General features: G+C 75.9%; 19 protein-coding genes and 3 pseudogenes. 15 read left to right on the plus strand and 7 right to left on the minus strand.

Translation table 11 applies throughout. The annotated features are described in order from the left end of the window. Position 1: 1 nt before the first annotated feature. The 11 genes from ABZW10_RS35670 (at position 2) to ABZW10_RS35720 (ending at position 13878) form a co-directional block, all read left to right on the plus strand. Positions 2 to 1876 (plus strand): BTAD domain-containing putative transcriptional regulator, encoded by a 1875-nt coding sequence (locus tag ABZW10_RS35670; protein WP_355374815.1) that lies wholly within the window; start codon positions 2 to 4, stop codon positions 1874 to 1876. A gap of 120 nt (positions 1877 to 1996) precedes the next feature. Continuing rightward, positions 1997 to 2128 carry a hypothetical protein gene (locus ABZW10_RS35675; protein WP_355374817.1) on the plus strand — a complete coding sequence of 44 codons (132 nt, stop codon included), beginning with the start codon at positions 1997 to 1999 and terminating at the stop codon, positions 2126 to 2128. A 154-nt stretch (positions 2129 to 2282) separates the two neighbouring features. Continuing rightward, a complete protein-coding gene (locus ABZW10_RS35680) occupies positions 2283 to 3563 on the plus strand; it encodes a glycosyltransferase (protein WP_355374820.1) in 1281 nt (426 codons plus the stop codon). Between the two features lie 28 nt (positions 3564 to 3591). Beyond that, the gene (locus ABZW10_RS35685) at positions 3592 to 4422 is read left to right on the plus strand and encodes a hypothetical protein (RefSeq protein WP_355374822.1); all 831 of its coding nucleotides are present in this window, start codon (positions 3592 to 3594) and stop codon (positions 4420 to 4422) included. Beyond that, a complete protein-coding gene (locus tag ABZW10_RS35690; protein WP_355374825.1) occupies positions 4419 to 5633 on the plus strand; it encodes a radical SAM protein in 1215 nt (404 codons plus the stop codon). Before ABZW10_RS35685 ends, ABZW10_RS35690 begins: the two co-directional genes overlap by 4 nt. Next, positions 5630 to 6649, plus strand: coding sequence for a hypothetical protein (locus ABZW10_RS35695; protein ID WP_355374827.1), 1020 nt, complete (start codon positions 5630 to 5632; stop codon positions 6647 to 6649). The genes ABZW10_RS35690 and ABZW10_RS35695 overlap by 4 nt, the downstream gene beginning before the upstream one ends. Next, on the plus strand, positions 6646 to 8028 hold the full coding sequence (locus ABZW10_RS35700; protein ID WP_355374830.1) for an MFS transporter: 1383 nt from the start codon (positions 6646 to 6648) through the stop codon (positions 8026 to 8028). The genes ABZW10_RS35695 and ABZW10_RS35700 overlap by 4 nt, the downstream gene beginning before the upstream one ends. Continuing rightward, positions 8025 to 11330 carry an adenylate/guanylate cyclase domain-containing protein gene (locus ABZW10_RS35705; protein ID WP_355374833.1) on the plus strand — a complete coding sequence of 1102 codons (3306 nt, stop codon included), beginning with the start codon at positions 8025 to 8027 and terminating at the stop codon, positions 11328 to 11330. Before ABZW10_RS35700 ends, ABZW10_RS35705 begins: the two co-directional genes overlap by 4 nt. Then, a complete protein-coding gene (locus ABZW10_RS35710) occupies positions 11327 to 12211 on the plus strand; it encodes a S8 family serine peptidase (RefSeq protein WP_355374836.1) in 885 nt (294 codons plus the stop codon). The genes ABZW10_RS35705 and ABZW10_RS35710 overlap by 4 nt, the downstream gene beginning before the upstream one ends. Continuing rightward, complete coding sequence (locus ABZW10_RS35715; RefSeq protein ID WP_355374839.1) at positions 12201 to 12848, plus strand: GAF domain-containing protein; 648 nt, start codon at positions 12201 to 12203, stop codon at positions 12846 to 12848. Before ABZW10_RS35710 ends, ABZW10_RS35715 begins: the two co-directional genes overlap by 11 nt. Further along, a complete protein-coding gene (locus tag ABZW10_RS35720; RefSeq protein ID WP_355374842.1) occupies positions 12841 to 13878 on the plus strand; it encodes a hypothetical protein in 1038 nt (345 codons plus the stop codon). The genes ABZW10_RS35715 and ABZW10_RS35720 overlap by 8 nt, the downstream gene beginning before the upstream one ends. Here the strand turns inward: ABZW10_RS35720 and ABZW10_RS35725 are convergent. After that, a pseudogene (locus ABZW10_RS35725) lies at positions 13802 to 14158 on the minus strand (hypothetical protein); the annotation flags it as partial. The gene ABZW10_RS35720 and the pseudogene ABZW10_RS35725 sit on opposite strands and share 77 nt — an antisense overlap. A gap of 220 nt (positions 14159 to 14378) precedes the next feature. On the opposite strand from ABZW10_RS35725, the gene ABZW10_RS35730 reads away from it, so the two are divergent. The 3 genes from ABZW10_RS35730 (at position 14379) to ABZW10_RS35740 (ending at position 17255) form a co-directional block, all read left to right on the plus strand. Then, complete coding sequence (locus ABZW10_RS35730) at positions 14379 to 15506, plus strand: MFS transporter (RefSeq protein ID WP_355374874.1); 1128 nt, start codon at positions 14379 to 14381, stop codon at positions 15504 to 15506. Positions 15507 to 15648: 142 nt separating this feature from the next. Then, complete coding sequence (locus tag ABZW10_RS35735; RefSeq protein WP_355374844.1) at positions 15649 to 16206, plus strand: hypothetical protein; 558 nt, start codon at positions 15649 to 15651, stop codon at positions 16204 to 16206. Positions 16207 to 16346: 140 nt separating this feature from the next. After that, positions 16347 to 17255 carry a Gfo/Idh/MocA family oxidoreductase gene (locus ABZW10_RS35740; protein WP_355374876.1) on the plus strand — a complete coding sequence of 303 codons (909 nt, stop codon included), beginning with the start codon at positions 16347 to 16349 and terminating at the stop codon, positions 17253 to 17255. 307 nt (positions 17256 to 17562) lie between these two features. Here ABZW10_RS35740 and ABZW10_RS35745 read toward each other — a convergent pair whose 3' ends face one another. Continuing rightward, complete coding sequence (locus ABZW10_RS35745) at positions 17563 to 18306, minus strand: SDR family oxidoreductase (protein ID WP_355374847.1); 744 nt, start codon at positions 18304 to 18306, stop codon at positions 17563 to 17565. 101 nt (positions 18307 to 18407) lie between these two features. On the opposite strand from ABZW10_RS35745, the gene ABZW10_RS35750 reads away from it, so the two are divergent. Further along, entirely contained in the window at positions 18408 to 19055 is a 648-nt protein-coding gene (locus ABZW10_RS35750; protein WP_355374850.1) for a TetR/AcrR family transcriptional regulator, read from the plus strand. Here ABZW10_RS35750 and ABZW10_RS35755 read toward each other — a convergent pair. The 5 genes and pseudogenes from ABZW10_RS35755 to ABZW10_RS35775 form a co-directional block, all read right to left on the minus strand. Next, complete coding sequence (locus tag ABZW10_RS35755) at positions 19052 to 19786, minus strand: hypothetical protein (protein WP_355374853.1); 735 nt, start codon at positions 19784 to 19786, stop codon at positions 19052 to 19054. The genes ABZW10_RS35750 and ABZW10_RS35755 overlap by 4 nt on opposite strands. A gap of 130 nt (positions 19787 to 19916) precedes the next feature. Next, on the minus strand, positions 19917 to 21275 hold the full coding sequence (locus ABZW10_RS35760) for a M14 family metallopeptidase (protein ID WP_355374856.1): 1359 nt from the start codon (positions 21273 to 21275) through the stop codon (positions 19917 to 19919). Between the two features lie 92 nt (positions 21276 to 21367). Beyond that, positions 21368 to 21508: pseudogene (locus tag ABZW10_RS35765) on the minus strand (hypothetical protein); the annotation flags it as partial. A gap of 312 nt (positions 21509 to 21820) precedes the next feature. Then, complete coding sequence (locus tag ABZW10_RS35770) at positions 21821 to 22273, minus strand: hypothetical protein (RefSeq protein ID WP_355374859.1); 453 nt, start codon at positions 22271 to 22273, stop codon at positions 21821 to 21823. Between the two features lie 277 nt (positions 22274 to 22550). Then, positions 22551 to 23219, minus strand: a pseudogene (locus tag ABZW10_RS35775) (VWA-like domain-containing protein); the annotation flags it as partial. Between the last annotated feature and the right edge of the window lie 186 nt (positions 23220 to 23405).

Consider the following 23405-nt stretch of genomic DNA (forward strand, 5'->3'; position numbering starts at 1 on the left):
GATGGCGGTGGGATTCGGGATTCTCGGCCCGCTCCGCGTGCTGGAGAACGGTCGCGAACTCGATGCGGGATCCCGGAAACAACAGATTCTCCTGGCGGCACTGCTGTCCCACGCGAATACCCGGATTTCGGCCGATGCGCTCGTCGAGGCACTGTGGGACGACGCGCCGCCGCGCACCGCCCGCAAGAACCTCCAGGTGTACGTCTCGGGGCTGCGCCGGCTGCTCGGCGCGGAACCGGGAGCCGCCCCGGAGCCGGGGAGCGGCCCGGAGCCGGCCGTGCCGGTCCTCCGGATCAGCCACCAGGCCGGCGGCTACGTCCTGCACACCACCGAGGACGGCCTCGACGCCCTGCGCTTCGAGCAGCGCGCCCGGGCCGGGGCGCTCGCCGAGGCGCTGGGCCTGTGGCGCGGCCCGGCCCTGGACGGGTTCCGCGACGTCCCGCTGATCGACGCCGCCGGGCAGCGCCTGGACCGCCGCTTCCTCGGGGTGTTCGAGGACTGGCTGGACGCCGAACTCGCCGCCGGCCGTGGGGCGGAGGCGATCGAGCGGGTCACCGAGACCGCCCAGCGCCACCCGCTGCGCGAGCGGCTGCGGATGCTGCAGATGACCGCGCTGTGCCAGGCCGGCCGCCGCTCCGAGGCGCTCGCCGTCTACGACGAGCTGCGCCAGCTGCTCGCCCACGAGCTCGGCCTGCCGCCCAGCCCGGCGCTGACCCGCTGCTACCGCGCGCTGCTCTGCGACCCGGGCCCGGTCCTGCCGCGCCCCGCCGCCGGCCCCACGGGCCCGGCGGTCCCCACGGTCCCCAGGGCCGTCGTCGCCCCGGCCGACCCGGGCCCGGCGCCGCCGCACCTGCTGCCCACCGACCCGCCCGCGTTCACCGGCCGCGCGGCCGCCGTGCACCGGCTGAGCGAGGTGCTCACCGGCGGCGCCGGCCGGCTCGCCGTGCTGACCGGACCGCTCGGCGCCGGGAAGACCGCGCTCGCCGTGCACACCGCGCACCGGCTCGGCGAGCAGTTCCCGGACGGCCGCCTGTTCGTGCGGCTGCGCGGGGAGGACGGCCGGCCGCGCCCGCTGGAGGACGTGCTGCGCCGGCTGCTGGCCGCCGCCGCTCCCACCCGGCGAGGCGGAGCTCCGCCCGGCCCGGCGGCCCGGTCCGATCCGCGCTGGGCCTGGCAGCTGTGGCTGACCGGCCGGCGTGCCCTGGTGGTCGTCGACGACGCCCGGCGCGAGTCGGAGGTCCGGCCGCTGCTGCCGGAGGCCGGGCAGAGCGCGGTGGTGGTCACCGCCCGGCCCGGACTGATCGGCCTGGAGGGCGCCCACCGGTTCTGGCTGCCGCCGTTCACGGTGGACGAGGCGGTGGAGTTCCTCGGGCGGACGATCGGCGCGGACCGGGTCGGCGCGGACCGCGACTCCGCCGCCCGGATCGTGCGCGCCGCCGGGCTGCTGCCGCTCGGGGTGCGGCTGGTCGCAGACCGCCTGGCCTTCCTGCGGCACGTGCCGCTGCACGAGTACGGCGCCCGGCTGACCGGCGGGCGCGCCCTGCTGGACGAGCTGTGCGGGGGAGACCCGCTGGTACGGGTGCGGCTGGCCGGGTCGGTGGGGGAGCTGCCGCGGGACGGGCACCGGGCGGTGCTTCGGCTCGGGCTGCTCGCCCGCCCGGTGTTCACGCTCGACGAGGCGGCGGCGGTGCTGGACTGCGACCCGGGGACGGCGGCGCGGACCCTGGAGGACCTCCTGGAGGCCAGCCAGCTCACCGTCGCCGGTACGGACGGCCCCGGCGGTGCCGTGCGGTTCGCGCTGCCGGCGCTGCTCTACGCCTACGCCCGGGAGCGGGCCGCCCGGGCCGCCGAACGGGTGCCGGTGCGGCATCGCTGAACGGCGGCTGACTGACCGTCATACCGAAATCGAACCGCCGGCCAACCGCCGCCATACCGGGCCTGCCTACGGTGTCCCCGGGCCGGCGTAGCGGACGCCGCACAGCAGAGGGAGGACAGCATGTCCGACTCCATCAACCCGGAGCCGACCGAGGCCGAGGACGAGGACGTCGACGTCGTCGCGCACGGCATCGAGGAGGAGGACGGCCTCGTCGAGGACGTCTGCATCATCAACAACAGCTCGGCGCTCTGACGCGGTCCGAACGGCGAGGCGTCTGGACGCCCGACGCCCGACGCCTGACGCCTGACGCCTGAGCGGGCCGTCCGGCCCCGGCCCGAGCCGCCGGCGGCCGGACGGCCCGCTCGCCTCCCGCCCGGCCCGCCGCCCGACCCGCCCCGGAGGCCCCGTGAACATCCTGCTCTGCCCGCTCAGCGACGGCGGCTACCTCTACCCGGCGCTCGCCGCCGGGCGCGAACTGCAACGCCGCGGCCACCGGGTCTCCGTGCTCGGGCGCGCCGCCGCCGCACCGTTCGCGGCCGAGGCCGGCCTGCCGTTCGCGGCGGCGGAGGAGTTCGGCGGCGCGCGGGCCTTCGACGCGGCCCGCTGGGGCGTCACCGGACTCGCGCAGTACCGGGCCACCGTGCGCGCCGCCCGGCAGGCCCGCGCGGACCTGCTGATCACCTCGGTGCTGTGCAACGGCGCGCTGCTCGCCGCCGAGGCGCTGGACCTCCCGGTGGTGGTGATCGGGCTCTCCATCCACCTGTGGACCTACCGCTCCGGCGGCACCGACGAGCCGCAGTACGGCCGCACCCGGGAGAACCGGACCCGCGAGACCCTGGCCCTGTACACCGCCACCCGCGAGCAGGCCGGTCTCGCCGGCCGCGCGGCCCCCGGCGGCGTGCTCGACGACTCCCCGCTCCTCGGTGACGCCCTGCTGCTCCGCGGGCTGCCCGAACTCGAACACCCGGGCGCCGAGTTGCCGCCCCGGGTGCACCACGTCGGCCCGCTCGCCTGGGAGCCCGCCGCCGACCCGGCCGAACTCGCCACCCTCGACGATGCGTTGGCCCGCACCGGCAAGCCCCTCGTCTACGTCCACCTCGGCCGCTTCTTCGGCGGCGGCTCCCCGTGGCCCCGCCTCAACGCCACCTTCACCGGCGGCCGCTACCAGGCCGTGGTGGAACAGGGCCGCACCGCGGACCCGCGGCCCGCGCCGGAGGCCGACGTCCTGCTCGTCCGCAAGCCCTGGCTGGGGCCGCTGGTCCACCGCGCCGGCCTGGTGCTGACCGCCGGCACCTCCGCCCCCGTCCTCGGCGCCCTGCTGCGCGGGCGCCCCCTCGGCGTCACGCCCAACGGCTCCGAGCAGCCGGTGCTCGCCGGCGCCCTGCTGCGCGAAGGCGCCGCCGTCCACCTGCCGCGCGCACCGCGACCGGACCCGGCCGGGCTGCTCGACGCGGCCTGGCACGACCGGAGCCTGCGCGCCCGCGCCCGCGGCCTCGGCCACCGCCTCGCCGAGACCGAGACCGGCAGCGCCCGGCGTGCCGCCGACCTCGTCGAGCAGACCGCCCGGCAGCCCGCAACCTCAAGGGAGAACCATGGGTACTCGACCAGCCGGCCCGGACCTCGCGGCCGTCGCGAGCCTCTCGGCGGGAGCGCGGAGCTGGATCGGACGGCACTGCGGCTATCTTGACGGACCGTCAGGACGGACCGAGCTGCCGGTGACCCCCCGGGTCAAGGCGCTGCTCCAACTCGCCCTGCTGCACCGGGCCTGGGCGAAGGCCGACCCGGCGGACCCGGAGCTGGCCGGGGTCGCCGCGACCGTCGACCGGGTCTGGCGTCACCCCGGCCACCCGCCCCTGCTCACCGCCGACCCCCGCTACGCCCGGCAGTTCCAGCTGATGTACGGCGCGCTCGCCCCGGCCGGCCTCGCCGCCGACGGCCCGCACCGCACGGCCCTCGCCGAGGCGGTGGCGGGCGACTTCCTGACGCCGCGCCGCAAGTCGCCCTACCTGCGCCTGGAGACCCGCTACTACGCCGAACTCGCCGCTGTGCCGCACCGCCTGGGCGGCTACCCGGAGCTCTACCGGATCAGCCGGCTGGCCCTCCACGCCGACGAGCGGCCGCTCGCCGACCTGGACGTGTGCAACGTGACCCACACCGTCTTCCACCTCGCCGACTTCGGCTTCCGCGACCCGGGCCTGGGCGCCGCCGACCTCGCGCACGCCCGCGACCGGGTCGTCCGCCTGACCGAGCGGTGCGTCCGGCGCGGCGAGTGGGACCTCACCGGCAAGCTGGTGCTCGCCCAGTACTGCCTGGGCCTCGACCCGCTGGGCACCCCGTCCGGGGCGGCCGGTCTGCGGATGCTCGCCGAGGTCCAGGCTCCCGACGGCGCCGTCCCCGGCCGCTCCGCCGCCGACCGGGCGCCCGCCGGCGCGAGCCCCGTCGAGTACTTCCGCGCGTCCTACCAGTCCACCCTGGTGGTGGCGCTGGCGACGGTGGTCCTGCTGCACCGCAGGCAGGCCGTACCGGCACTGGGAGGTGCCCGATGAGCCCCGCGAGCCCGGTGAGCCCGGTGACGACCGCCGCCGCCGAGGGCGGCGCCCGGCTCCTCCGGGGCGAGCGCAACTGGTGGTTCCTCGGCCCCGGCGGCGGCCTCGCCCGGCTGCGCCCGGGCCAGTTGGCGGCCGACGGCACCCTGCGCCCCGGCACCGAACGCCGGCTGCGCGAACACGGCCTGCTGACCGCCCCGGCCCCGCGCAGCTACGCGCTGACCGTGCTCACCAGCACCCACTGCAACCTCGGCTGCGGCTACTGCTTCCAGAACACCGGCCAGGACGGCGACGGCGGCAGCCGCCCGCCCCGGATCGCCCGCAAGCGCCTGACCTCGCGCACCATCACCGACATCCTCGACTTCGCCGACCGGCGGATGGCCGCCGCCGGCCTGGCGGAGCTGCGCATCCTGCTGTTCGGCGGCGAGCCGCTGCTCAACCCGCGCGGCTGCCTGGAACTGCTGGAGCGGGCCGCCGGCCACGGCCTCGCCTCCGCCTGGATGATCTCCAACGCCACCCTGCTCACCCCCGCGCTCGCCGACGGACTCGCCGAGCGCGGACTGCGCTCCGTCCAGGTCACCTTCGACGGTGACCGCCCCGACCACGACCGGATCCGGATCCGGCGCACCGAGGGCGGCGGGACCTTCGACACCATCGTCGGCAACCTCGCCGGGGCCTCCGAGACCTCCCCGCTGCGCTGGCTGCTGCGGGTCAACGTCTCCCAGGAGACCCACCGGGGCGTGGACGCGCTGATCGACCGGCTCGCCGTCGCGCTCGACCCGGCCCGCTGCACCCTGTACTTCGCCCAGGTCGGCGACGTCGGCGTCGGCTACGGCAACGACCTGCGGCACACCCGCGACCTCTCCGACCGGTTCACCCGCTGGCAGCGCCGGGCGCTCGACCTCGGCTTCACCGTCAGCCGTCCGCAGGCCCACCGGCCGTGCGCCACCTGCGGCCACGGCGACGGCCGCTACGGCGCCGTGGTGAGCGCCGACGGCACGCTGGCCAGCTGCTGGGAGACGGCGGGCAAACCGGACTGGGAGGTCGGCACCGTCACCGGCGGCTACCTGCCCGCCGCCCGCACCCGGGACCGCTGGGTCGCCTGCGAGGACCTCTACCGGCGCGAGGACGACCGGCGCACCCTCGCCGACTTCCACGACACGGTGGACGCCGCGCTGCTCGACTACCTGGACGAGACGGGGCGCCTGTGACCACGGCATCCGGTCTCGGCGTCGGCGGCGACCTGCGGCGGCTCTCCGCCGGCACGCTCGGCTGGCTCGGCCGCCACCTCGACCACTTCGACCCGTTCGCGACCCGCCGCCCGGCGTTCGAACGCGGCCCCGGCGAGTGCGGCGGCGCGCACCGCCCGGCCAAGGCCGCGCTGGAACTCGCCCTGCTCACCCACTGCTGGAGCCGGCTCGACGAGGGCGCCGATCCGCGCCGCACCGAGGCCACCGCCCGGGTCCGGGCGATCTGGCGCCACCCCGGCTTCCCGCGCCTGCTGGCCGCCGACCCGCGCGCCGCCGCCCAGTACCGGCTCGCCTGCGCCGCCCTCGCCCCGGCCGGGACGGACGACGCGCCCTGCCGGGCCGAACTCGCCCGGCTCACCCCGGCCGACCTCTCCCCGGTCGGGCGCTCGGCCTACCAGCGGCTGGAACTGCGCTACTACGCGGACAAGGCCGGGGTGGCGCACACCGTGGAGCCGTACGCGGACCTCGCCGAGCGCAACGTCCTCGTCGAGCTCCCCGCCACCGCCCTGGCCCGCGCGGCGCGCCGCGACCGCCGCGACGCGCGAGGAGCGGCGGGCCGCCCCGAGGAGCCGCCCGTCACCGTCCCCGAGGCCTACGCGCTCACCCACTCCAGCTTCTACCTCAGCGACTTCGCCCGCACCGGCCCCGGCCTGCCCGAGGGCGCGGTGGCCGCTGCCGCCGCCCTGGTCGCCCGGCTGCTGGACCACTGCGTGCGGCACGACTGGTGGGACCTCGCCGCCGAACTCGTGATGACCCAGGTCTGCCTCGGCCTGGACGCCCCCGGCACCCCCGAGGGCGCCGCCGCCGTCGACTGCCTGGCCCGCGCCCAGCGCCCCGACGGCTCCGTCCCCGGACGCTCCGCCGCCACCCGGGCGGGCGCCGCCGACCCGCCCGCCGACCACTTCGCCAAGGCCTACCACACCACCCTGGTGACCGCCCTGATGACGCTGCTGCTCGGAGCGGAGGGCACCGCATGAGCGCCCTCGCCAGGCTCCGGCCGACCCTGATCAGCCCCACCTACACCCGGCTCTGGTTAGGCCAGGCCGTCTCCTCCGTCGGCGACGCGGTGTTCAGCACCACGCTCGTCCTGTGGGTGGCCACCGTGCTGGCCGAGGGCAGGTCCTGGGGCCCGCAGGCGGTCAGCGGCGTCGTCCTCGCGACCAGCGCGGCCGTGATGTTCGTCGGCCCCCTCGCGGGCGTCTTCGTCGACCGCTGGGACAAGCGCGCCACCATGCTCGGCACCGAGGTGCTGCGCGGCGTCCTGGTGGCGGCGCTGACCGCCGTCTCCTTCGTGCCCACCGAGGACCTTCCGGCCGGCGTCTGGCTCGCCCTCATCTACGCCACCGTGCTGGCCCTCAACGCGGCGAGCCAGTTCTTCACCCCCGCCCGGTTCGCGGTCATCGCCGACCTGGTCACCGACGAGGCCGACCGCGCCCGGGCGGCCGGCCTGGCCCAGGCGACCGGGCAGACCGCCTGGATCATCGGTCCGCCGCTCGCCGCGCCGCTGCTGTTCACGGTCGGCCTGCAGTGGGCGCTGCTGTTCAACGCCCTCTCCTACCTGGTGTCCTACTTCGCCATCCGCGGGGCGGACCTGACGCCCGTCGCGTCGGCCGCCGCCGCGAAGCAGCGCGCACAGGCGGCCGAACGGCGCGGCCTGTTCCAGGACTTCACCGCCGGACTGCGCTTCTTCGCCCGCAACCGCTTCCTGGTCGCGCTGCTGCTGCTCACCGTGATCGGCCAGCTCGGCACGGGGGCGCTCAGCACCCTCAACGTCTTCTTCGCCACCCGCAACCTGCACGCCTCCGCCGAGCTGTACGGCTACCTGGGCATGGCGATGGGCATCGGCGGGATCGCCGGCGCGCTCGCCGCCGGCCGCGTCGTGCAGTGGATCGGCGCGCGGCGCACCACCTGGATCGGGCTGATGGCCAGCGGCGTCCTGCTGGTGCTGTACTCGCGGCAGACCGCGTTCCCGGGCGCGGTGGCGCTGCTGTTCGTCTTCATCGTGCCGATCACCATGCTGAACACCGCCATGGCGCCGCTGCTGCTGGCCGCCACCCCGCAGGAGTTCCGGGGCCGGGTGGTCGCCGTGTTCTACCCGGTCACCCGGCTGGCGGCGATGCTGACGGCGGTGCTCTCCGGCTGGCTCGTCGGCAGCGGGCTGCGGGGCTTCTCGGGCTCGCTGGCCGGGCTGAGGTTCGGGCCGATCGACACCGTCTTCGCCGTGGCCGGGCTGCTCGTGGTGCTCGCCGGCGTCTACGCGCGGCTCGCGCTGCCGGCTCCGGCTCCGGCTCCGGCTCCGAAGCCTGCCGCGGACACGGCCGAACCGGCCGAACCGACCCTGGAGGGCCGGCCGTGAGCTGCGCCGCGTGCGGACGTCGCACCGCCGAGGCGGACCGGTTCTGCGCAGGCTGCGGCGCACCCCTCGCGGCCGTCGCCGAACCGCCGCCCGAGCCGCGCGAGTCCCGCCGCAAGGTGTCCATGCTCTTCCTCGACATCGTCGGCTCCACCACGCTCGCCGAACGCCTCGACCCCGAACCGCTGCGCCGCGTCATGGACCGCTACTTCGCCAGCTGCGGCGCCTGCATCGCCGAACACGGCGGCGTGGTCGAGAAGTTCATCGGGGACGCGATCCTCGCCGCGTTCGGCGCCACCGTCGCGCACGAGGACGACGCGCTGCGCGCCGTGCGCGCCGCCACCGACGCGCTCGCCGCGCTGGCCGCACTGACCGCCGAACTCGCCGCCGCGTACCAGGTCCGGCTGGAGGCCCGGGCCGGCATCTGCACCGGCAACGTCGTGGTGATCACCCGGCCCGGCGACGACTTCCGGGTCGTCGGCGACTCCGTCAACACCGCCGCCCGGCTCCAGACGGCCGCCCGGCCGGGCGAGGTGCTGGTCTGCGCGGACACCGCCGCCATGGTGCGCGCGCGGGTCGGCACCGAACCCGTCGAACCGCTGGAGCTGAAGGGCAAGTCCCGCCCGGTGCCCGCCTGGCGGATCACCGCCCCCGAGGAGGCGGCCGACCGGCCCGGCCCGCTCACCCCGTTCATCGGCCGCACCGGGGAGCTGGCGCGGCTCGCCGACGGCTACCGGCAGGCCCGGGAGGGGCGGCGGGTCTGCCTCGCCACCGTCGTCGGCGCACCCGGCATCGGCAAGTCGCGGCTGGTCCGCGAGTTCCTCGCCGGACTGCCGGACGGCGAGGCCGTGGTGCTGTCCGGCCGCTGCTCCGCCTACGGCCGGGGCATCACCTACCGGCCGCTCGCCGAGATGCTCGGCTCGCTGCCCGGCGGCCGGCCCGCCCTGAACCGGCTGCTGGCGGGGGAGGGCGGCGGGATGAACGGCGGGCAGGACGGTGCGCGGGACGGTGCGCAGGACGACGAGGGCGCCCGTACCCGGAGCCTGGTCGCCCGCACCCTGGCCGCCGTCGCCGAGTCGGCCCCCGCCCCCGTCCTCGCCGCCATGTCCTCCGTTGCTCCCGCCGCCGCCCCGGAGCCGGTCGGCGTCGCGGACATCGCCTGGGCCGTGCGCCACCTCCTGGCGCTGCTCGGCCGCCGCCGCCCGGTGGTCCTGGTCTGGGAGGACCTGCACTGGGCCGAGTCGACCCTGCTCGACCTCGTCGAGGAGATCGCCGGCCGGCTGCGCGACGTCCCCGTGCTGCTGCTCTGCCTCGCCCGCCCCGAGCTGTTCGAGCTGCGCCCGGGCTGGTCCGCCGGAACGCCGTGCGCCCTCACCGTCGACCTCGGGCCGATGACCGGGGAGCAGACCGCCGCCCTGGTCGGCGGCCTGGCCCTGCGCGGCGACGTCCACCCCCAGGACGACCGCGTCCACGACCACCGGGAGCTGACCGGCCGGGTCCTCGCGCTGTGCGACGGCAACCCGCTCTTCGCCGAGCAGCTGATGGACGTCTTCGCCGAGACCGCCCCCGGCACCCAGGTGCCGCCCACCGTGCAGGCCCTGCTCGGCGCCCGGCTCGACCGGCTCCCGGCCACCGAACGCGGCCTGCTGGAGCTCGCCGCCGTCGTCGGGCGCGAGTTCACCCGCGCCCAGCTGCGCGCGATGGCCGAGGCCGACGGCACCGCCCCGCCCGCCGCCGACGTGGCGACCGCCCGGCTCGCCCGCCGCCGGGTCTTCGAACCCGGACCGGCCGGCACCTACCGCTTCGCCCAGGCCCTGCTGCGCGACACCGCCTACGAGTTCACCCCGAAGACCCGCCGCGAGCGCTGGCACGACTTCCTCGCCGACCGGCTCTCCCGCGAGCGTCCGCCCGACCCGCTGGCCGTCGCCTACCACGTCGAGGCCACCAGCCTGCTGCGCCGCCAACTGCGCCCCGGCGACCCGCGGTTGCCCGCCCTGGCCGGTCCGGCGGCCGGCACCCTGATCGCCGAGGGCATGCGGGCGCTGGCCCGCAAGGACCTCCCCGCCGCCGTCCAGCTCCTGGAGCGCGGACGGGCGTTGCTGCCGGTCGGCGACCCGGCGCACACCGCCCTCGCGCTGCACGTCTGCGACGCCGGGATCTGGCTGCAGGACGAGGCCCGCTGCCGCGCCGCGCTCGCCGCCGCCGAGGCCGCGCTGCCCGAGGACCCGCGCGCCGCGGCCACCCGGGCGATCCAGCACGGCATCGTCGCCCTGCGGCTGGGCCTCGCCGCACCCGCCGACGTCGCCGCCGACGCGCGGCGCCTCACCGAGCGGCTGGAGCGCGACCCGGGCGACGACCTCAGCTGGTGCCGGCTGCACCAGCTGCACGCCCACCTCGAACTCGCCGCCGAGCGCACCGCCTCCGCCGAGCGCTCCTTCCGCCTCGCGCTGGCCCGCGCCCGGGCCCTGGCCGACGGCTACGAGGAGGACCGACTGCTCTGCGCGGTCTGCGAGTTGACGCAGTGGACGCCCACCCCGGTGGCCGCCTCGCTGGAGCTGTGCGCACTGCTCGGCCGGCGCTTCGCCGCCAACCGCTCGCTGCTGATCCCGGTGCTCGTCGCCCGCGCCCACCTGGAGGCCCTGGGCGGCGACGTGACCGGCGCCCGGCGCACCCTCGCCGAGGCGCTCGGCTACTCCCACGACGTGCACGCCGACCTCGCGGACGCGGTGCTGCTGGACGCCGCGGGCTTCGTCGAGTCGCTGGCCGGCGCCCATGACGTCGCCGAGGCCCGCTACCGGCAGAGCCTCGGCGTGCTGCGGGCCGCCGAGCACGCCCCGGACACCCGGACCACCGAGGTCACCATCGCCCGCGAGCTGTTCGCCCAGGGCCGTACGGACGCCGCCGCCGCGGCCCTGGACCGGATCGGCCCGGACCCGGACCCGACCGGCGGCGCGGACGGCGCCGCGGACGGCGGCAACCCGCGCGCCCGGCTGGGCGCCGTCGCCCTGCGCGGCCGGATCGCCTCCGCCCGGGGCCGCCACCCCGAGGCGCTGGCCGCGGCCGAGGCGGCGCGGGCGCTCAGCGCGGGCTCCGACGACCCCTGCCTGATCGGGGAGACGCTCCTCGACCGGGCGATCGTGCTCCGGGCGGCCGGCCGGGCCGGGCGGGCGGCGGCAGAAGGGACCGAGGCGTTGCGGATGTTCGAGGCCAAGGGCGCCACCCTGCCCGCCGGACGGGTCCGGGCCTGGCTCGCCGCCGGGACGGCCGGCCCGGCGCGGCGGACGGACGGGGGCGACGGCCGATGACCGCCCGCCACCTGCCGCCCTGGCGCCGCCCCGCCCGTGACCACTTCCCGGGCGTGCCCGCCTGGAGCCTGCCCGTCTCGACCGTGCCGCAGGAGCCCTTCGACGTCAGCCCGCTCGGCGGCCGGCTCACCCGGGAGTGGGCCTGGGGCGGCGCGGACGGCTCCGGGGTGCGGGTCTGCGTCCTCGACAGCGGCATCGACGCCGCGCACCCGCTCGTCGGCGGCCTGGAGCGGGCGATGGACGTGGTCCGGGCCGAGGACGGCACCCTGGCCGTGGTCCCCACCGAGCCCGCCGACACCGCCGGCCACGGCACCGCCTGCGCCGGCGTCATCCGCTCCATCGCCCCCGGTGTCGCGCTCACCTCGGTGCGCGTCCTGTCCGGCGGCCGGCACGGCAGCGGCGCCGCCCTGCTCGCCGGGCTGACCTGGGCGATCGAGGAGGGCTACGACGTCATCAACCTGAGCCTGTCCACCACCAAGGCCGAGTTCTGCGACGCCCTGCGCGACCTCGCCGACTCCGCCTACTTCCGCCGCTGCGTCATCGTCGCCTCCGCGCACAACATGCCGGTGCGCAGCTACCCGTGGCCGTTCGCCTCGGTCATCTCGGTGGCCAGCCACGACAGCCCCAACCCGATGACCTACTACTACAACCCGTCGCCGCCGGTGGAGTTCTACGCCCGCGGCGTGCGCGTCCCGGTGGCCGGCCCCGGCGGCCGGCAGCTGCTCAGCACCGGGAACAGCTTCGCGACCCCGCACATCGCGGGCATCTGCGCGCTCATCCTCGGCAAGCACCGCTCGCTCACCCCCTTCCAGCTCAAGTCCGTCCTCTACCTGGCCGCCGAGAACGTAGCCGTACCCGATGGAGGTGCGCGTGTCGACTGACCCGTTGGAGAGTGCCGAGATCCACCGGCGCAGACTGCTCCAGTCGATCGTGGAGGTCGCGCGCAGCGTGTTCGGCGCCGCCGCGGCCTCCGTCCTGCTGGTGGACGAGAGCGACGGCGACCTCGTCTTCGCGGCGGTCGCGGGGGAGGGCGAGCACCATCTGCTGGGCAGCCGCTTCCCGGCCGGTACCGGCATCGCCGGCTGGGCGCTGATGACGGGCCAGCCGGTGATGGTGGACGACGTGGCGCAGAGCCCGCAGTTCGCCCGCTCGGCCGCCGAGTCCACCGGCTACGTGCCGCGCGGCATCATGGCGGCGCCGCTGATCTGCGACGGCGACTGCGTCGGCGTGCTGTCGGTGCTGGACCGTGACAGCCGGCCGCGCTGCGACCTGGGCGACATGGCCTCGCTCGGGCTGCTGGCCACCGAGATGGCGACGGTGCTGGAACTCCTGTCGGCACCCGGCCCGGCCGCCCCGGCGCCGGTGGCCGCGAAGCCGCCGGCCTTCGACCTGGCGGTGCTGCAGCGCGTCGCCGACCGTCTGCCGACCGCTCCCGACCAGGTGGCCGCGACCGTCGTCAAGCTGCTGGCGATGGCCGACGACCTGCTCGCCACTTCCGACGCCGACGCCGATGCCTGACGCTTCCGCCTTCCTCGCCCAACTCGACGACCCGGGCCGGGTGTTCGACGTGCGACCGGCGCCGGAGCGGTGCGTGCTGCTGCTCAGCCGCGCCTGTGACACCGACCTCGACCCGGTCGAGCGGCTGCTCATCGGCGCCGGGATCCGCACCGTGCGCCTGAACGCCGAGGAACTCGCCGCCACCTCGCTGACGGTCGGGCCCGACGACCGCGCGGTGCGCCTGAACGGGCGCCCGCTGACACCCACCGTCACCTGGATCCGCCACTTCGCCGCGTCCGCGGTGGCGGCCGGCGAAGCCCGCGCTCCCGACTCCGCCCGTACCGCCTTCCTGCGCGACTCCTGGCGGGCGGCCACCGGGCAGCTGGCGGAACTCTCCGGCACGGCGATCCGCCCCGAGCGCCCCGGCGTGCTCTCCCAGCTCCGGCTCGCTCGGCGGCACGGCGTCGCCGCCCCGCGCACCGTGCTGACCACCGATCCGCACCTGGTCGGCGACGCCTTCGACGGGCCACGGGTGGTCGTCAAGGCGGCCCATCAGCACTTCGTCGAGCCGGTGCCGGGCCGCCTGCACGGCGTCTTCCCCACCGTCCTGGACCGCGCGGACCTCGCCGCCGGTCGCGGGGACGGCCCGCGCCCCGGCCCGCCGGTGCTCGTCCAGGAGTACGTCGAGCACGAGGCCGAGCTGCGGGTGTACTTCGTCGCCGGGCGGCTGCACGCCTTCGCACTCGGCAAGGCGGACCCGGCCGACCCGTGGACCGCCCCGGAGCGGCTCGACGTCCGCCTCCTGCCGTCGCTCCCGGCGCGGGTCGCCGCCGCGACCCGCACCCTGGCCGCGGCGATGGACCTGCGGTACGGCGCCTTCGACTTCCTGCTCAGCGCCGGGACCCCGGTCTTCCTGGAGGTCAACCCCGACGGCGACTGGCGCTGGGCCGAGCGCCGCACCCGCGGCACCCCGGTCACGGCCGCCCTCGCCGCGATGCTCGCCGGCCTCCACCGCACGGCGGCCCGGGACGCACCGGGGCACCGGCCGTAGCGTCCGCCGCCGGTGCCGCCCGATCCGCCGCCCCGCCCGCCGCCCCGCCCGGTGCCGGGCCCGCACCCCGGGACCGCAGCCCACCCGCCGCCCCTCGGGCGCGTGCCCGATGCCGAGGCCGACCACCTCGTGCGGCGGGTTCGTCCTCCTCGCCGGCGGTGCCCGGGTACGCCTCGACCGCCGGGTCGCGCTGTACCTCGGCCGGCCGCCCCTCGGCGATCACCCGGCCGAAGTTGAGCACCGTCACCCGGTCCGCGACCGACGTCACCAGCCGCATGTCGTCCGCGATTCGGGACAGCGCCGCAGGTCGGGCGCCGTGATCCGGCGTCGTGTCCCGGCGCCGTCGGGCGAGGCGGGCGGGCGGCCATTCGGCGCAGCCCGCCGCCGCGGGCCCGGCCCCGGCCGCCTACCGTGGGCTGGTGACCGATCGTCCGACCGGCCCTCCGCCGACCGCGCGCCACCTGGGCTACCTCGGGGCCGCCGCCGCCTTCGCAGTCTGCATGGCGGGCACCACCCTGCCCACCCCGCTCTACGGCCTCTACCAGGAGCAGATCGGCTTCTCCGAGCTGATGGTCACGGTCGTGTTCGCCATCTACGCCTTCGGCGTCATCGGCGTCCTGCTGCTCGTCGGCAACGTCTCCGACTCCGTCGGCCGCCGCCCCGTGCTGCTCTGCGGGCTGACCTGCGCGGCGGCCAGCGCCGTCGCCTTCCTCGCCGAGGGCGGCCTGCCGATGCTCTGTCTGGGCCGGCTGCTCTCCGGACTGTCGGCCGGTCTGTTCACCGGCACCGCCACCGCCTACGTCCTGGAACTCGCCCCGCCCGGCCGCCGGGCCCGGGCCGCGTTCGCCGCCACCGCCGCCAACATGGGCGGCCTCGGCTGCGGACCCCTGCTCTCGGGCGTGCTCGCCGAGTACGCGCCGCACCCGCTGATCCTGCCGTTCGCCGTGCACCTGGTACTGCTCGCCGCCTCGTTCGCCGTCCTGTGGTCCCTGCCGGAGACCGTCGAGGGCGCCCGACCGCTGCGCACCGCCCGCCCGCGACGGCCGTCGCTGCCGCCGGAGGTCCGCGGCGTCTTCGTGCCGGCCGGCCTCGCCGCCTTCGCGGGCTTCTCGCTGCTGGGCGTCTTCACCTCGGTCAGCCCCGCCTTCCTCGCGCAGGGCCTGGGCGTCCACAACCACGCGGCCACCGGCCTGATCGTCTTCCTGGCCTTCTTCGGCTCCACGCTCGGCCAGCTCCTGGTGCCGAAACTGGGCACCGCCCGGGCCATCCCGCTGGGCTGCCTGGTGCTCATCGCCGGGCTCGCCCTGCTGGCCTCCTCGCTCGCCTGGACCGTGCTGGCGCCGCTGATCCTCGCCGCCCTGGTGGGCGGCGCCGGCCAGGGCATGGGCCTGCGCGGCGCGGTCGGCGAGATCGCCGCCGCCGCCCCCGCCGAACACCGCGGCGGCGCGCTCTCGGCGCTGTTCGTCGTCGCCTACTTCGGCATCTCGATCCCCGTCATCGGCGTCGGCCTGCTCGCCCAGCCCCTCGGCCTGGCGGACGCGGGCCTGGTCTTCGCCGCCTGCATGGCCGTGCTGGCCGCCGCCTCCGGCCTCTACCTGCTGCGCCGGGCCAGGCTCTCGGCCGCCTGAGCGGGGCCCGGGACCTCGGCGCGGTGCCCGGATTCGGGCTGGGTCGAAGGGCGTTGCCCGCCCGGTTCGCGTGCGGTGAGACTTCTTCTCGGCAGGCCGACAGCAGGCCATCCGGAGAAGTGACTTGAGGAGAGTGTCCGTCATGAGCATCGCGCGTTCCCTCGTCCCCCGCGCCGGCGTCGCGCTGGGCGCCGTCCTGATGGCGACCGGGCTGCTGGGCGCCCCCGCCCAGGCCGCCGACGGCGCCCCCGCCTCCGCCCCCGCCGCCGTCACGGTCGCCGCGGCCCCCGCTTCCGACGCCAACCAGACGGTCATCCAGGCCACCGCCGGCCTGAGCCGCGGCCAGAGCTGGTCCTCGCCCGACGGCAGCACCGTCCTGTACCAGCAGTACGACGGGCACGTCGTCCTCTACAAGAACAACGTCGCGATCTGGACCGCCGTGGGCACCTACGGGGTCGGCACCTACTTCTACGTCCAGGCCGACGGCAACCTCACCGCCTACGACGCCGCCTGGCGCCCGCTCTGGGAGAGCCGCACCGGCCGCCACCCCGGCGCGTACCTGGCCATCCAGAACGGCGGCAACCTGGTCGTCTACTACGGCAGCACCCCCCTCTGGTGGTCCAACTACCACCCCGGCGGCACCGGTCCGATCGACCCCGACCCCGAGTGCACCCCCACGACCCACCAGCTCTGCCCCTGATCCCCGGGGCCGGACGCGGACCCGGCGGTCCGCGTCCGGCCCCGTCCGGCCGGGTCGGGGCCGCTGCATAGGGTGGGGTCGACACCGGCTCACGCACCCGTGGAGATCTGATGAGTTCGACCGCTGTTCCCGACGCCCCGCTGCCCGTCGGGGTGATCGGGCTCGGTGACATCGCGCAGAAGGCCTACCTGCCGGTCCTCGGCGCGCTGCCCGGCCTGGACCTGCGGCTGATGACCCGGGACGGCGCCAAGCTGGACCGGCTCGGCGAGGCGTACCGGATCGCCCCGGAGCAGCGGTTCACCGACCTCGGCCGGCTGATCGACAGCGGCATCCGGGCCGCCTTCGTGCACGCGGCGACCGACCAGCACGTGCCGATCGTCGAGCAACTGCTCACCGCCGGCGTCGACGTCTACGTGGACAAGCCGCTCGACCACACCCTCGACGGCGCCCGCCGCCTGGTCGACCTCGCCGACCGCACCGGCCGCTCCCTGGCGGTCGGCTTCAACCGCCGCCACGCCCCCGGCTACGCCCAGGCCCTCGAACGCCCGCGCGACCTCATCGTCCTCCGGAAGAACCGCGAGGGCCTGCCCGAGGCCGCCCGCACCCTCGTCTACGACGACTTCATCCACGTCGTCGACACCCTCCGCTTCCTGGCCCCCGGCGAGATCGACCACGTGGACGTCCGCGCCCGGGTGCGCGACGGCCTGGTGGAGCACGTCGTCCTCACCCTTGCTGGCGACGGCTTCACGGCCCTGGGCCTGATGAACCGCCTCTCCGGATCGACGGAGGAGATCCTGGAGGTCTCCGGCGCCGACTCCAAGCGCGAGGTCCACAACCTCGCCGAGGTGATCGACCACCGCGGCCAGCCCACCGTCCGCCGCCGCGGCGACTGGGTCCCGGTCGCCCGCCAGCGCGGCATCGAGCAGGTCGTCCTCGCCTTCCTCACCGCCGTCGGCGCCGGCCGCACCCTCGACGCCCACGACGCCCTGCGCACCCACGAACTCTGCGAACTGATCGTGGAGCGCATCGAGAGCATCAAGAGCCTCTGACGTCGCGTCCTCAAACACTGGAGGGTTCCACGGGCAGGGGCTACCGGGTCAGTCCCTGCTGCACGATTTCAGACCCTGAGAAGCCGGCCGCCTACGACGAGCCGGCCGGTCCGGCCGTGCGAGCCGGGGGCGGGCGGCTCGTCTCCCTCGGTGTTCGGGCCGTCGCCCACGACGCCGGAATCATCGAGGGCATCGACTGACCGATGGGGTCGGTACTCCAGCGGGAACGGAGACGTCCTGCTGGAGTACCGGGCGCGACCTGTCACCACGGCCCGACGCGGCACCGGGCCGATCGATGCCGTCGGGCTCAACGACCGGTGGGGAGGTTGGCCCCGCCGGTGCAGTCGAACACCACACCCGTGACGAAGGTGTTGGCCGCCAGCATGTGGATCGCCCGGGCGACGTCCTCCGCGCGACCCACCCGGCCGACCGGGGTGGTGGCGGCGAGACCCTCGAACAGGACAGCCCGCTGCTCCGCCGGGACGCGGTCCCACCACGGGGTGTCGACCACGCCGGGCGAGACGGCATTGACCCGCAACGGGGCGAGCTCGACGGCCAGCGGCGGGACCATCGCCTCCAGGGCGCCGTTGATGGCGGCCAGTCCCGCGGTGCCGGGGAAGGCGGCTCGGGCCGAGGCGGCGGTGATCAGGGTGACCGAGCCGTCCTCGCGCAGGTGCGGCAGCGCCGCCTGGAGGACGCGCACCTGCGGCCAGAACTTGGCGTCGAAGCCGGTCGCGAGCTCCGCCAGGTCGAGGTGGGCGAACGGGCCGGATCCGGCCGCGCCGCTGACCGCGACGACCAGGTGGTCCACGGTGCCGGCCCCGGCGAAGAACTCGGCGAGGGCGACCGGATCGGCGGCGTCCAGCCGCTGCCCGGTGCTCTTGCCGCCGATCCGGGCGACGGCGGCGTCCAGCCGGTCGCGGTCGCGGCCGGTGACCACGACCTCGGCGCCGTCCGCGGCGAAGGCCGTGGCCGCCGCCTCTCCGATGCCCGAGCTGCCGCCCATCACGACGACGCGCTGTCCGGCGAAGAGGTTTGACGCAGTGCTCATGGTGGTGGGACCTTCCGACTTGTCGAGACCGTTGGTTCTGGCAATGATGTTTGCCGAGACTGTTAGTCTTGTCAAGCGGGGGCGAGAGGAAGAGGAACACCATGAGCGAGGTCCAGGACACCGAAGCCGCGGCCGACGCGGCGCCCGCCGCGGCCGGGACCGCCCCGGCCGTGCGCCCGCACACCGGCCGCCGCCGCAACGAAGCAGCCCACCGGGCGATCCTCGACGCCGCGCTGCGCCTGCTCGCGGAGTCCGACGGCACGCCCGTCACGATCGACGCCATCGCCCGCACGGCCGGCGTCGGAAAGCAGACCGTCTATCGGTGGTGGCCCTCCAAGGGTGCCGTGCTGCTGGACGCCCTCACCGACCGCGCCGACCAGGACGTCCACGGCCCCGACACCGGCAGTCTCGGCTCCGACCTGCAGGCCTTCATCGCCACCACCTTCGAGGCCGCCCAGCGCGACACCACCGCCTCCGCCCTGCGCACCGTCGCCCGCGAGGCCGCCCGCGACCCGCACCTCGCCGAGCTGATGCGCAGCTTCACCGCCGCCCGCCGCGGCGCGCTGCGCGAGCTCCTCGCCAGGGGATGTGAGCGCGGCGAACTGGCCGGGGAGGCCGATCTGGACCTCATCGCGGACCAGGTCTACGGGGTGTTCTGGTACCGCTTCCTGCTCGGGCACGCAGCCCTGGACGCGGACACGGCGGAGCGGCTCGCCTCCTCGCTGACCAGGGGGAACGCCGCCGGCTAGGACTTGTCCGGTCGATCATGTGCGGAGCCGGGCGACGAGGGCCGCGGTCGTGACGGTGCCGAGGTGGACGTGGCCGCGTTCGTCGGGCGGAAACGGGTGGCGGCGGCGACCGCCAGCGCCCCCGCGAACGCGAGCGCGAAGGAGGCCGCCCACGGCGCGGTGGCGGGTGCGGACGGGGGCGTGCCCGCGATGCTGTCGACCTTGCCGAGCGGGTCGATCGTGACGGTCACCGGCTGCTCGGTCAGCGGCAGTTCGTCCTTGTCGGCGGAGAAGGACTCCTCCCCGCCGCCCGGCAGCCGCACCACGTACCGGTAGGACGCGGAGGCGCCGAGCTCCGGGTCGCCCGGATCCTCCTCGTGGCGCACCACCACCGCCGCCACCGCCGTGCCCCGCTCGTGCAGGGCCTGCTGCTCCGCGCGGCCGAGCGACAGGGCGGCGAAGGCTCCGCCGCCGAGCAGCAGGGCCACCAGACCGGCCCTGGCCAGCGGCCCGGTGCGATGCTCGCGGCAGACCGCCTGCGTCCACTGCCACGGGACGAGCAGCAGCACGGGGTAGCCGAGGATCGCCGCGACGTAGAGCAATCCCGGTGGGAACCACGGGAAGTGGCGGTCGCGGCTGGACAGCAGCCAGGCGAGCGCGACGATCGCCAACAGGTAGGCGAGGGTGACGGTGGTGAACCGCACCGGGAACGACCGCCGGTAGAGCCTTCCGATCTTCGCGGTACCGGTCATGGATTCCCCTCGTTCCACTCGCCCCGGACCACCTTCCTAACCCAAACAGACGCTTCCGGTGGGCACGTTCGCCGACAGGGGAACGGCCCGCCCGGACCTCGGGGGTCCGGGCGGGCCGTTCCTCCCGCTGTCAGTCGGCGATGCCGCAGTACTGCTGCTGCTTGCCGATCGCGCGGTAGACGCAGTCGGCCGTCTCCACCAGCCGCAGCACGGCCTCCCGGTTGCGGGAGGTCTCGCGTCCGATCACCTCGTCGGGCGGGTAGAAGCCGCTGGCGCCGTTCGGTCCGGGGTACATCTCGAAGGTGTAGGCGAACACCCGCTGCGCGCCCCACAGCCAGTCGTCGATCGACCCGTCCGTGATGTAGAGGTCGCTCGACTGCTCGGGCGTGTAGCCGTTGGTGGCGGCCATCGACCGGCCGAGGGTGGCGAAGGTGTTGTACTCGTCGGCGCTCATGCCGGTGGCGGTGTCGGCAGTGGTCCAGCCGAACGGCCAGAGCACCAGCTCGCTGTAGGTGTGGAAGTCGATGGCCGCGGTGATCTGCTGCTTGCCGCCCACCACCCGGCTGCGGACGAAGTCGGCGACCACCTTGGTCTCCTTGGCGGACTCCGGTCCGCTGCCCCGGTAGGTCTCGCTGGAGGTGGAGCCGGAGGAGCCGCCGCAGCAGCCGAACTTGTAGTCCCAGTTGCGGTTGAGGTCGGTGCCGACGTAGCTGCTGCCCGGGTTCGGCTGGCGGTCCTTGCGCCAGCTGCGGTAGCGGCCGGTGGCGATGTCGTACTCGCCGCCGTCCGGGTTGAGGTCCGGGATCACCCAGATCTCCCGGCTGTTGACGGCGTTCGCGATGCGGGGGTCGGAGGCGTACTTGTCGCCGAACTCGTGCAGCAGGTAGAGCGACATCTCGACGGTGAGGTGCTCGCGGGCGTGCTGGTGGGCGGTGAAGAGCACCTCGGGCTCGTCCTCGTCGGTGCCGACGTTGTCGCTGATCTTGACGGCGACGATCGGCCGGCCCTCGTAGGAGGTGCCGATCACCCGCTTGCTCATGATGTCGGGGTGCGCGGCGACGACGGCGTCGATGTCGGCCGAGGCCTCGGCGTAGTTGTGGTAACCGGAGTCGGCGGACGGGAAGTCGTACAGCGCCGCGCCGACGCCCTCCAGACCGGGTTCGGCACCGTACCGGGGGCCGGGCAGCGGGACGGGCGACCAGCCGAGCGCGCGCAGCCGGGCGGCCTCGGCGGGGGTCGCGGTGACCGTCAGCGAGTCGGGCCGGACGGCGTCGACGGAGGCGCCGGTGGCGGCGACGGCGGTGCGCTCGGCGACGGTCCGGGGGCCGTCGAGGCGGTACTGCCGGGTGAAGGTGGCATCGGGGCCCGCGTTCGCGGCGGCCGCGGGGGCCGGCTGCGCGGTGGCCTGGGTGGTGAGCGGGACGGCGAGGGCGAGGGCCAGCAGGACGGCGGTGACCGTGGCGGGCGTTCCTCGACGGGGCAGTCGCATGACTGTCCTCCTGTGGGGGTCCGTAGGGACGGAACGGTGAGGAGGCGGGTGCGGCGCCGCGAGCATGATGGTCCGTCAATGTCATGCAATCGTCAAGGAGTTGGGTGAAACGGGGGGTGGGGAGGCTCGGGTCGCGCGCCGGTTCGGCGACCCGCCGCGCCCCGGGTCGCCGAACCGCAGGTGGCCGGGCTGTACCAGCGCCGCCGCCCGCCCGCGTCGAGGAGCAGCCGGCCGCAGTCCGCGCTCGCGGGCGGGGTGGTCTTTCGCGGTGCGGCTCGGGGGCGAGGGCGAGGAGCGGACCACGGTCCGGAGCGGGCCGGTCGACGCCGACGGGTGGACGGAACCGATCGTGCTCCCCGGGATCCTCGCGCCGGCCGCCGACGGCCGACGGCCGACGGCGGCGGGCTACCGGGCGGACGTCCGGGTCCTGCTCGCCGCGTTGGACCTGAGCACCGGTGCGCTCACCGGGGCGGCCGGTGATGTGATTCCGAGGCTGCGTCCCCGGCGCGGCCTGTCGGGCCGCGCGGGTGGGGCCAGGGCTGGTGTCAGCAGGGGACGGTGACGGTGACCGACGACGACGAGGGAGGCCAGGGGCCGGCCGGAATGCCGAAGGTCCCGGTCACCTGGGTGCCGCAGGGCACGTTGAAGGTCATTCCCTGCACGGGGATGCCGCCCATGGGCACCACGGCCTCCGTGTCCACGGGCGTGATCGGCGGCTGGCCGACCGCGGTAGCGGAGAAGTTGAAGAGGACGGACTGGGGAGACCAGTTGAGGGAGGGCGGGTAGGCCTTTCCCCAGAGGTTGACCTGGGTGCCGTCGACATCGATACAGGCGGTGATCCAGAGGATGTCGACGGCCCAGTTGCCGCAGGTGGTCTTCACGGTTGCGGATGGAGCGGCGGGCGTGGTGGCGGCGACGGCGGCCGGGGCGGTGGTGGCGGTCAGCGCGGCGAGGACCGCGGCGCCGGCCAGGGTGGCGGCGGTGCGACGACGGTGCATGGGTGGGATCCCTCCGTGGGTGGGCAGCGCGTCCGGCGCGACACCGGACGGGCTGTGACATGTCACATCGTTCTGAAGGGATGATGGCATGCGAACGGTGGGCCGGGTGGGCCGTCGGGGCCGATGGCCGGAAGGCTCCGGGCGGCTGGCCTGAACGGCACGTCATGGATGCCGTGCCGTCGAGGAGTTAATGGCGGAGGCCTCGATGCCCCCACCATCGACCACGGCTCCGCCGAACCCCTCTGTGCCAGGATCGCCCGACCCGGGCCGGGAGCCGTCAGCCACCCCCGAGCCTCACCACCCGCGCCCAGCCGGGCGGCTCCGGCCGCCGGTAGCCGGAGCCGTCCTCCCGCCACCCGCCGAGCCGCCCGAACAGTCCGACCACCGTCCGGCACGACGGCCGGGCCGTCGGCCACGGCGTCTGGCCGTCCGTCAGCACCACGACCACGTCCGGGCGCGGCCGGGCCCGCAGCGCGGCGGCGAAGCCCTCCCGCAGGTCCGTCCCGCCGCCGCCCACCAGCGGGATCTCCGCGGCGGCGCAGACCCGCCGGGCCGCCTGCGCCGCCGCGTCGCAGGACAGCACGGTCACCAGGTCGCGACGGCCCCCCACGGCCCGGCAGATCGCCGAGACCTCCAGCAGCGCGGTGCCCAGCTCGGCGTCGCCGACCGAGCCGGAGGTGTCGACGACCACGCACACCCGGGGCGGTCGCCGCCGCAGGGCGGGCAGCACCGCCCCGGGCAGCGCGGCGGAACGGCGGGCCGGGCGGCCGTAGGAGTAGTCCTCCCCGGCGCCCGCGCCGCAGACCGCCGAGCGGACCGCGGCCCCCAGCAGCTCGCGCCACGGCTGCGGCGGATGGAACGCCTCCTCGGCCCACCGCCGCCACCCCGCCGGGGCGTCGCCCGGGCTGCCGACGATCGCCCGCGCCACCCGGAACCGCACCGCGTCCGAGAGGGAATCATCATCGGGCGCGAGCTTGGCGACGTCGGGATCCCCGGCGCCACACACTTCGGCGGTGACCCTTTCGGCGGCGGGCCCCCCCCCCGGGGGGGGGGGGCCCCCAACCCGGGCGGGGGCCGGGGGGGGAAGGAAAAAGGTACGGGCCGCGCGCCCGGGGGGGGGGGGTCGGGCCAA

This window comes from Kitasatospora sp. NPDC004723 (assembly GCF_040609255.1).
Lineage (GTDB): Bacteria > Actinomycetota > Actinomycetes > Streptomycetales > Streptomycetaceae > Kitasatospora.

Excerpts from the sequence above, each read along its gene's own strand:
- ABZW10_RS35720 (WP_355374842.1), top strand. The coding sequence starts at position 12,841 with ATGCCTGACGCTTCCGCCTTCCTCGCCCAACTCGACGACCCGGGCCGG.
- ABZW10_RS35735 (WP_355374844.1), top strand. The coding sequence starts at position 15,649 with ATGAGCATCGCGCGTTCCCTCGTCCCCCGCGCCGGCGTCGCGCTGGGC.
- ABZW10_RS35770 (WP_355374859.1), bottom strand. The coding sequence starts at position 22,273 with ATGCACCGTCGTCGCACCGCCGCCACCCTGGCCGGCGCCGCGGTCCTC.
- ABZW10_RS35750 (WP_355374850.1), top strand. The coding sequence starts at position 18,408 with ATGAGCGAGGTCCAGGACACCGAAGCCGCGGCCGACGCGGCGCCCGCC.
- ABZW10_RS35745 (WP_355374847.1), bottom strand. The coding sequence starts at position 18,306 with ATGAGCACTGCGTCAAACCTCTTCGCCGGACAGCGCGTCGTCGTGATG.
- ABZW10_RS35730 (WP_355374874.1), top strand. The coding sequence starts at position 14,379 with ATGGCGGGCACCACCCTGCCCACCCCGCTCTACGGCCTCTACCAGGAG.
- ABZW10_RS35690 (WP_355374825.1), top strand. The coding sequence starts at position 4,419 with ATGAGCCCCGCGAGCCCGGTGAGCCCGGTGACGACCGCCGCCGCCGAG.
- ABZW10_RS35760 (WP_355374856.1), bottom strand. The coding sequence starts at position 21,275 with ATGCGACTGCCCCGTCGAGGAACGCCCGCCACGGTCACCGCCGTCCTG.
- ABZW10_RS35710 (WP_355374836.1), top strand. The coding sequence starts at position 11,327 with ATGACCGCCCGCCACCTGCCGCCCTGGCGCCGCCCCGCCCGTGACCAC.
- ABZW10_RS35700 (WP_355374830.1), top strand. The coding sequence starts at position 6,646 with ATGAGCGCCCTCGCCAGGCTCCGGCCGACCCTGATCAGCCCCACCTAC.
- ABZW10_RS35755 (WP_355374853.1), bottom strand. The coding sequence starts at position 19,786 with ATGACCGGTACCGCGAAGATCGGAAGGCTCTACCGGCGGTCGTTCCCG.
- ABZW10_RS35670 (WP_355374815.1), top strand. The coding sequence starts at position 2 with ATGGCGGTGGGATTCGGGATTCTCGGCCCGCTCCGCGTGCTGGAGAAC.
- ABZW10_RS35675 (WP_355374817.1), top strand. The coding sequence starts at position 1,997 with ATGTCCGACTCCATCAACCCGGAGCCGACCGAGGCCGAGGACGAGGAC.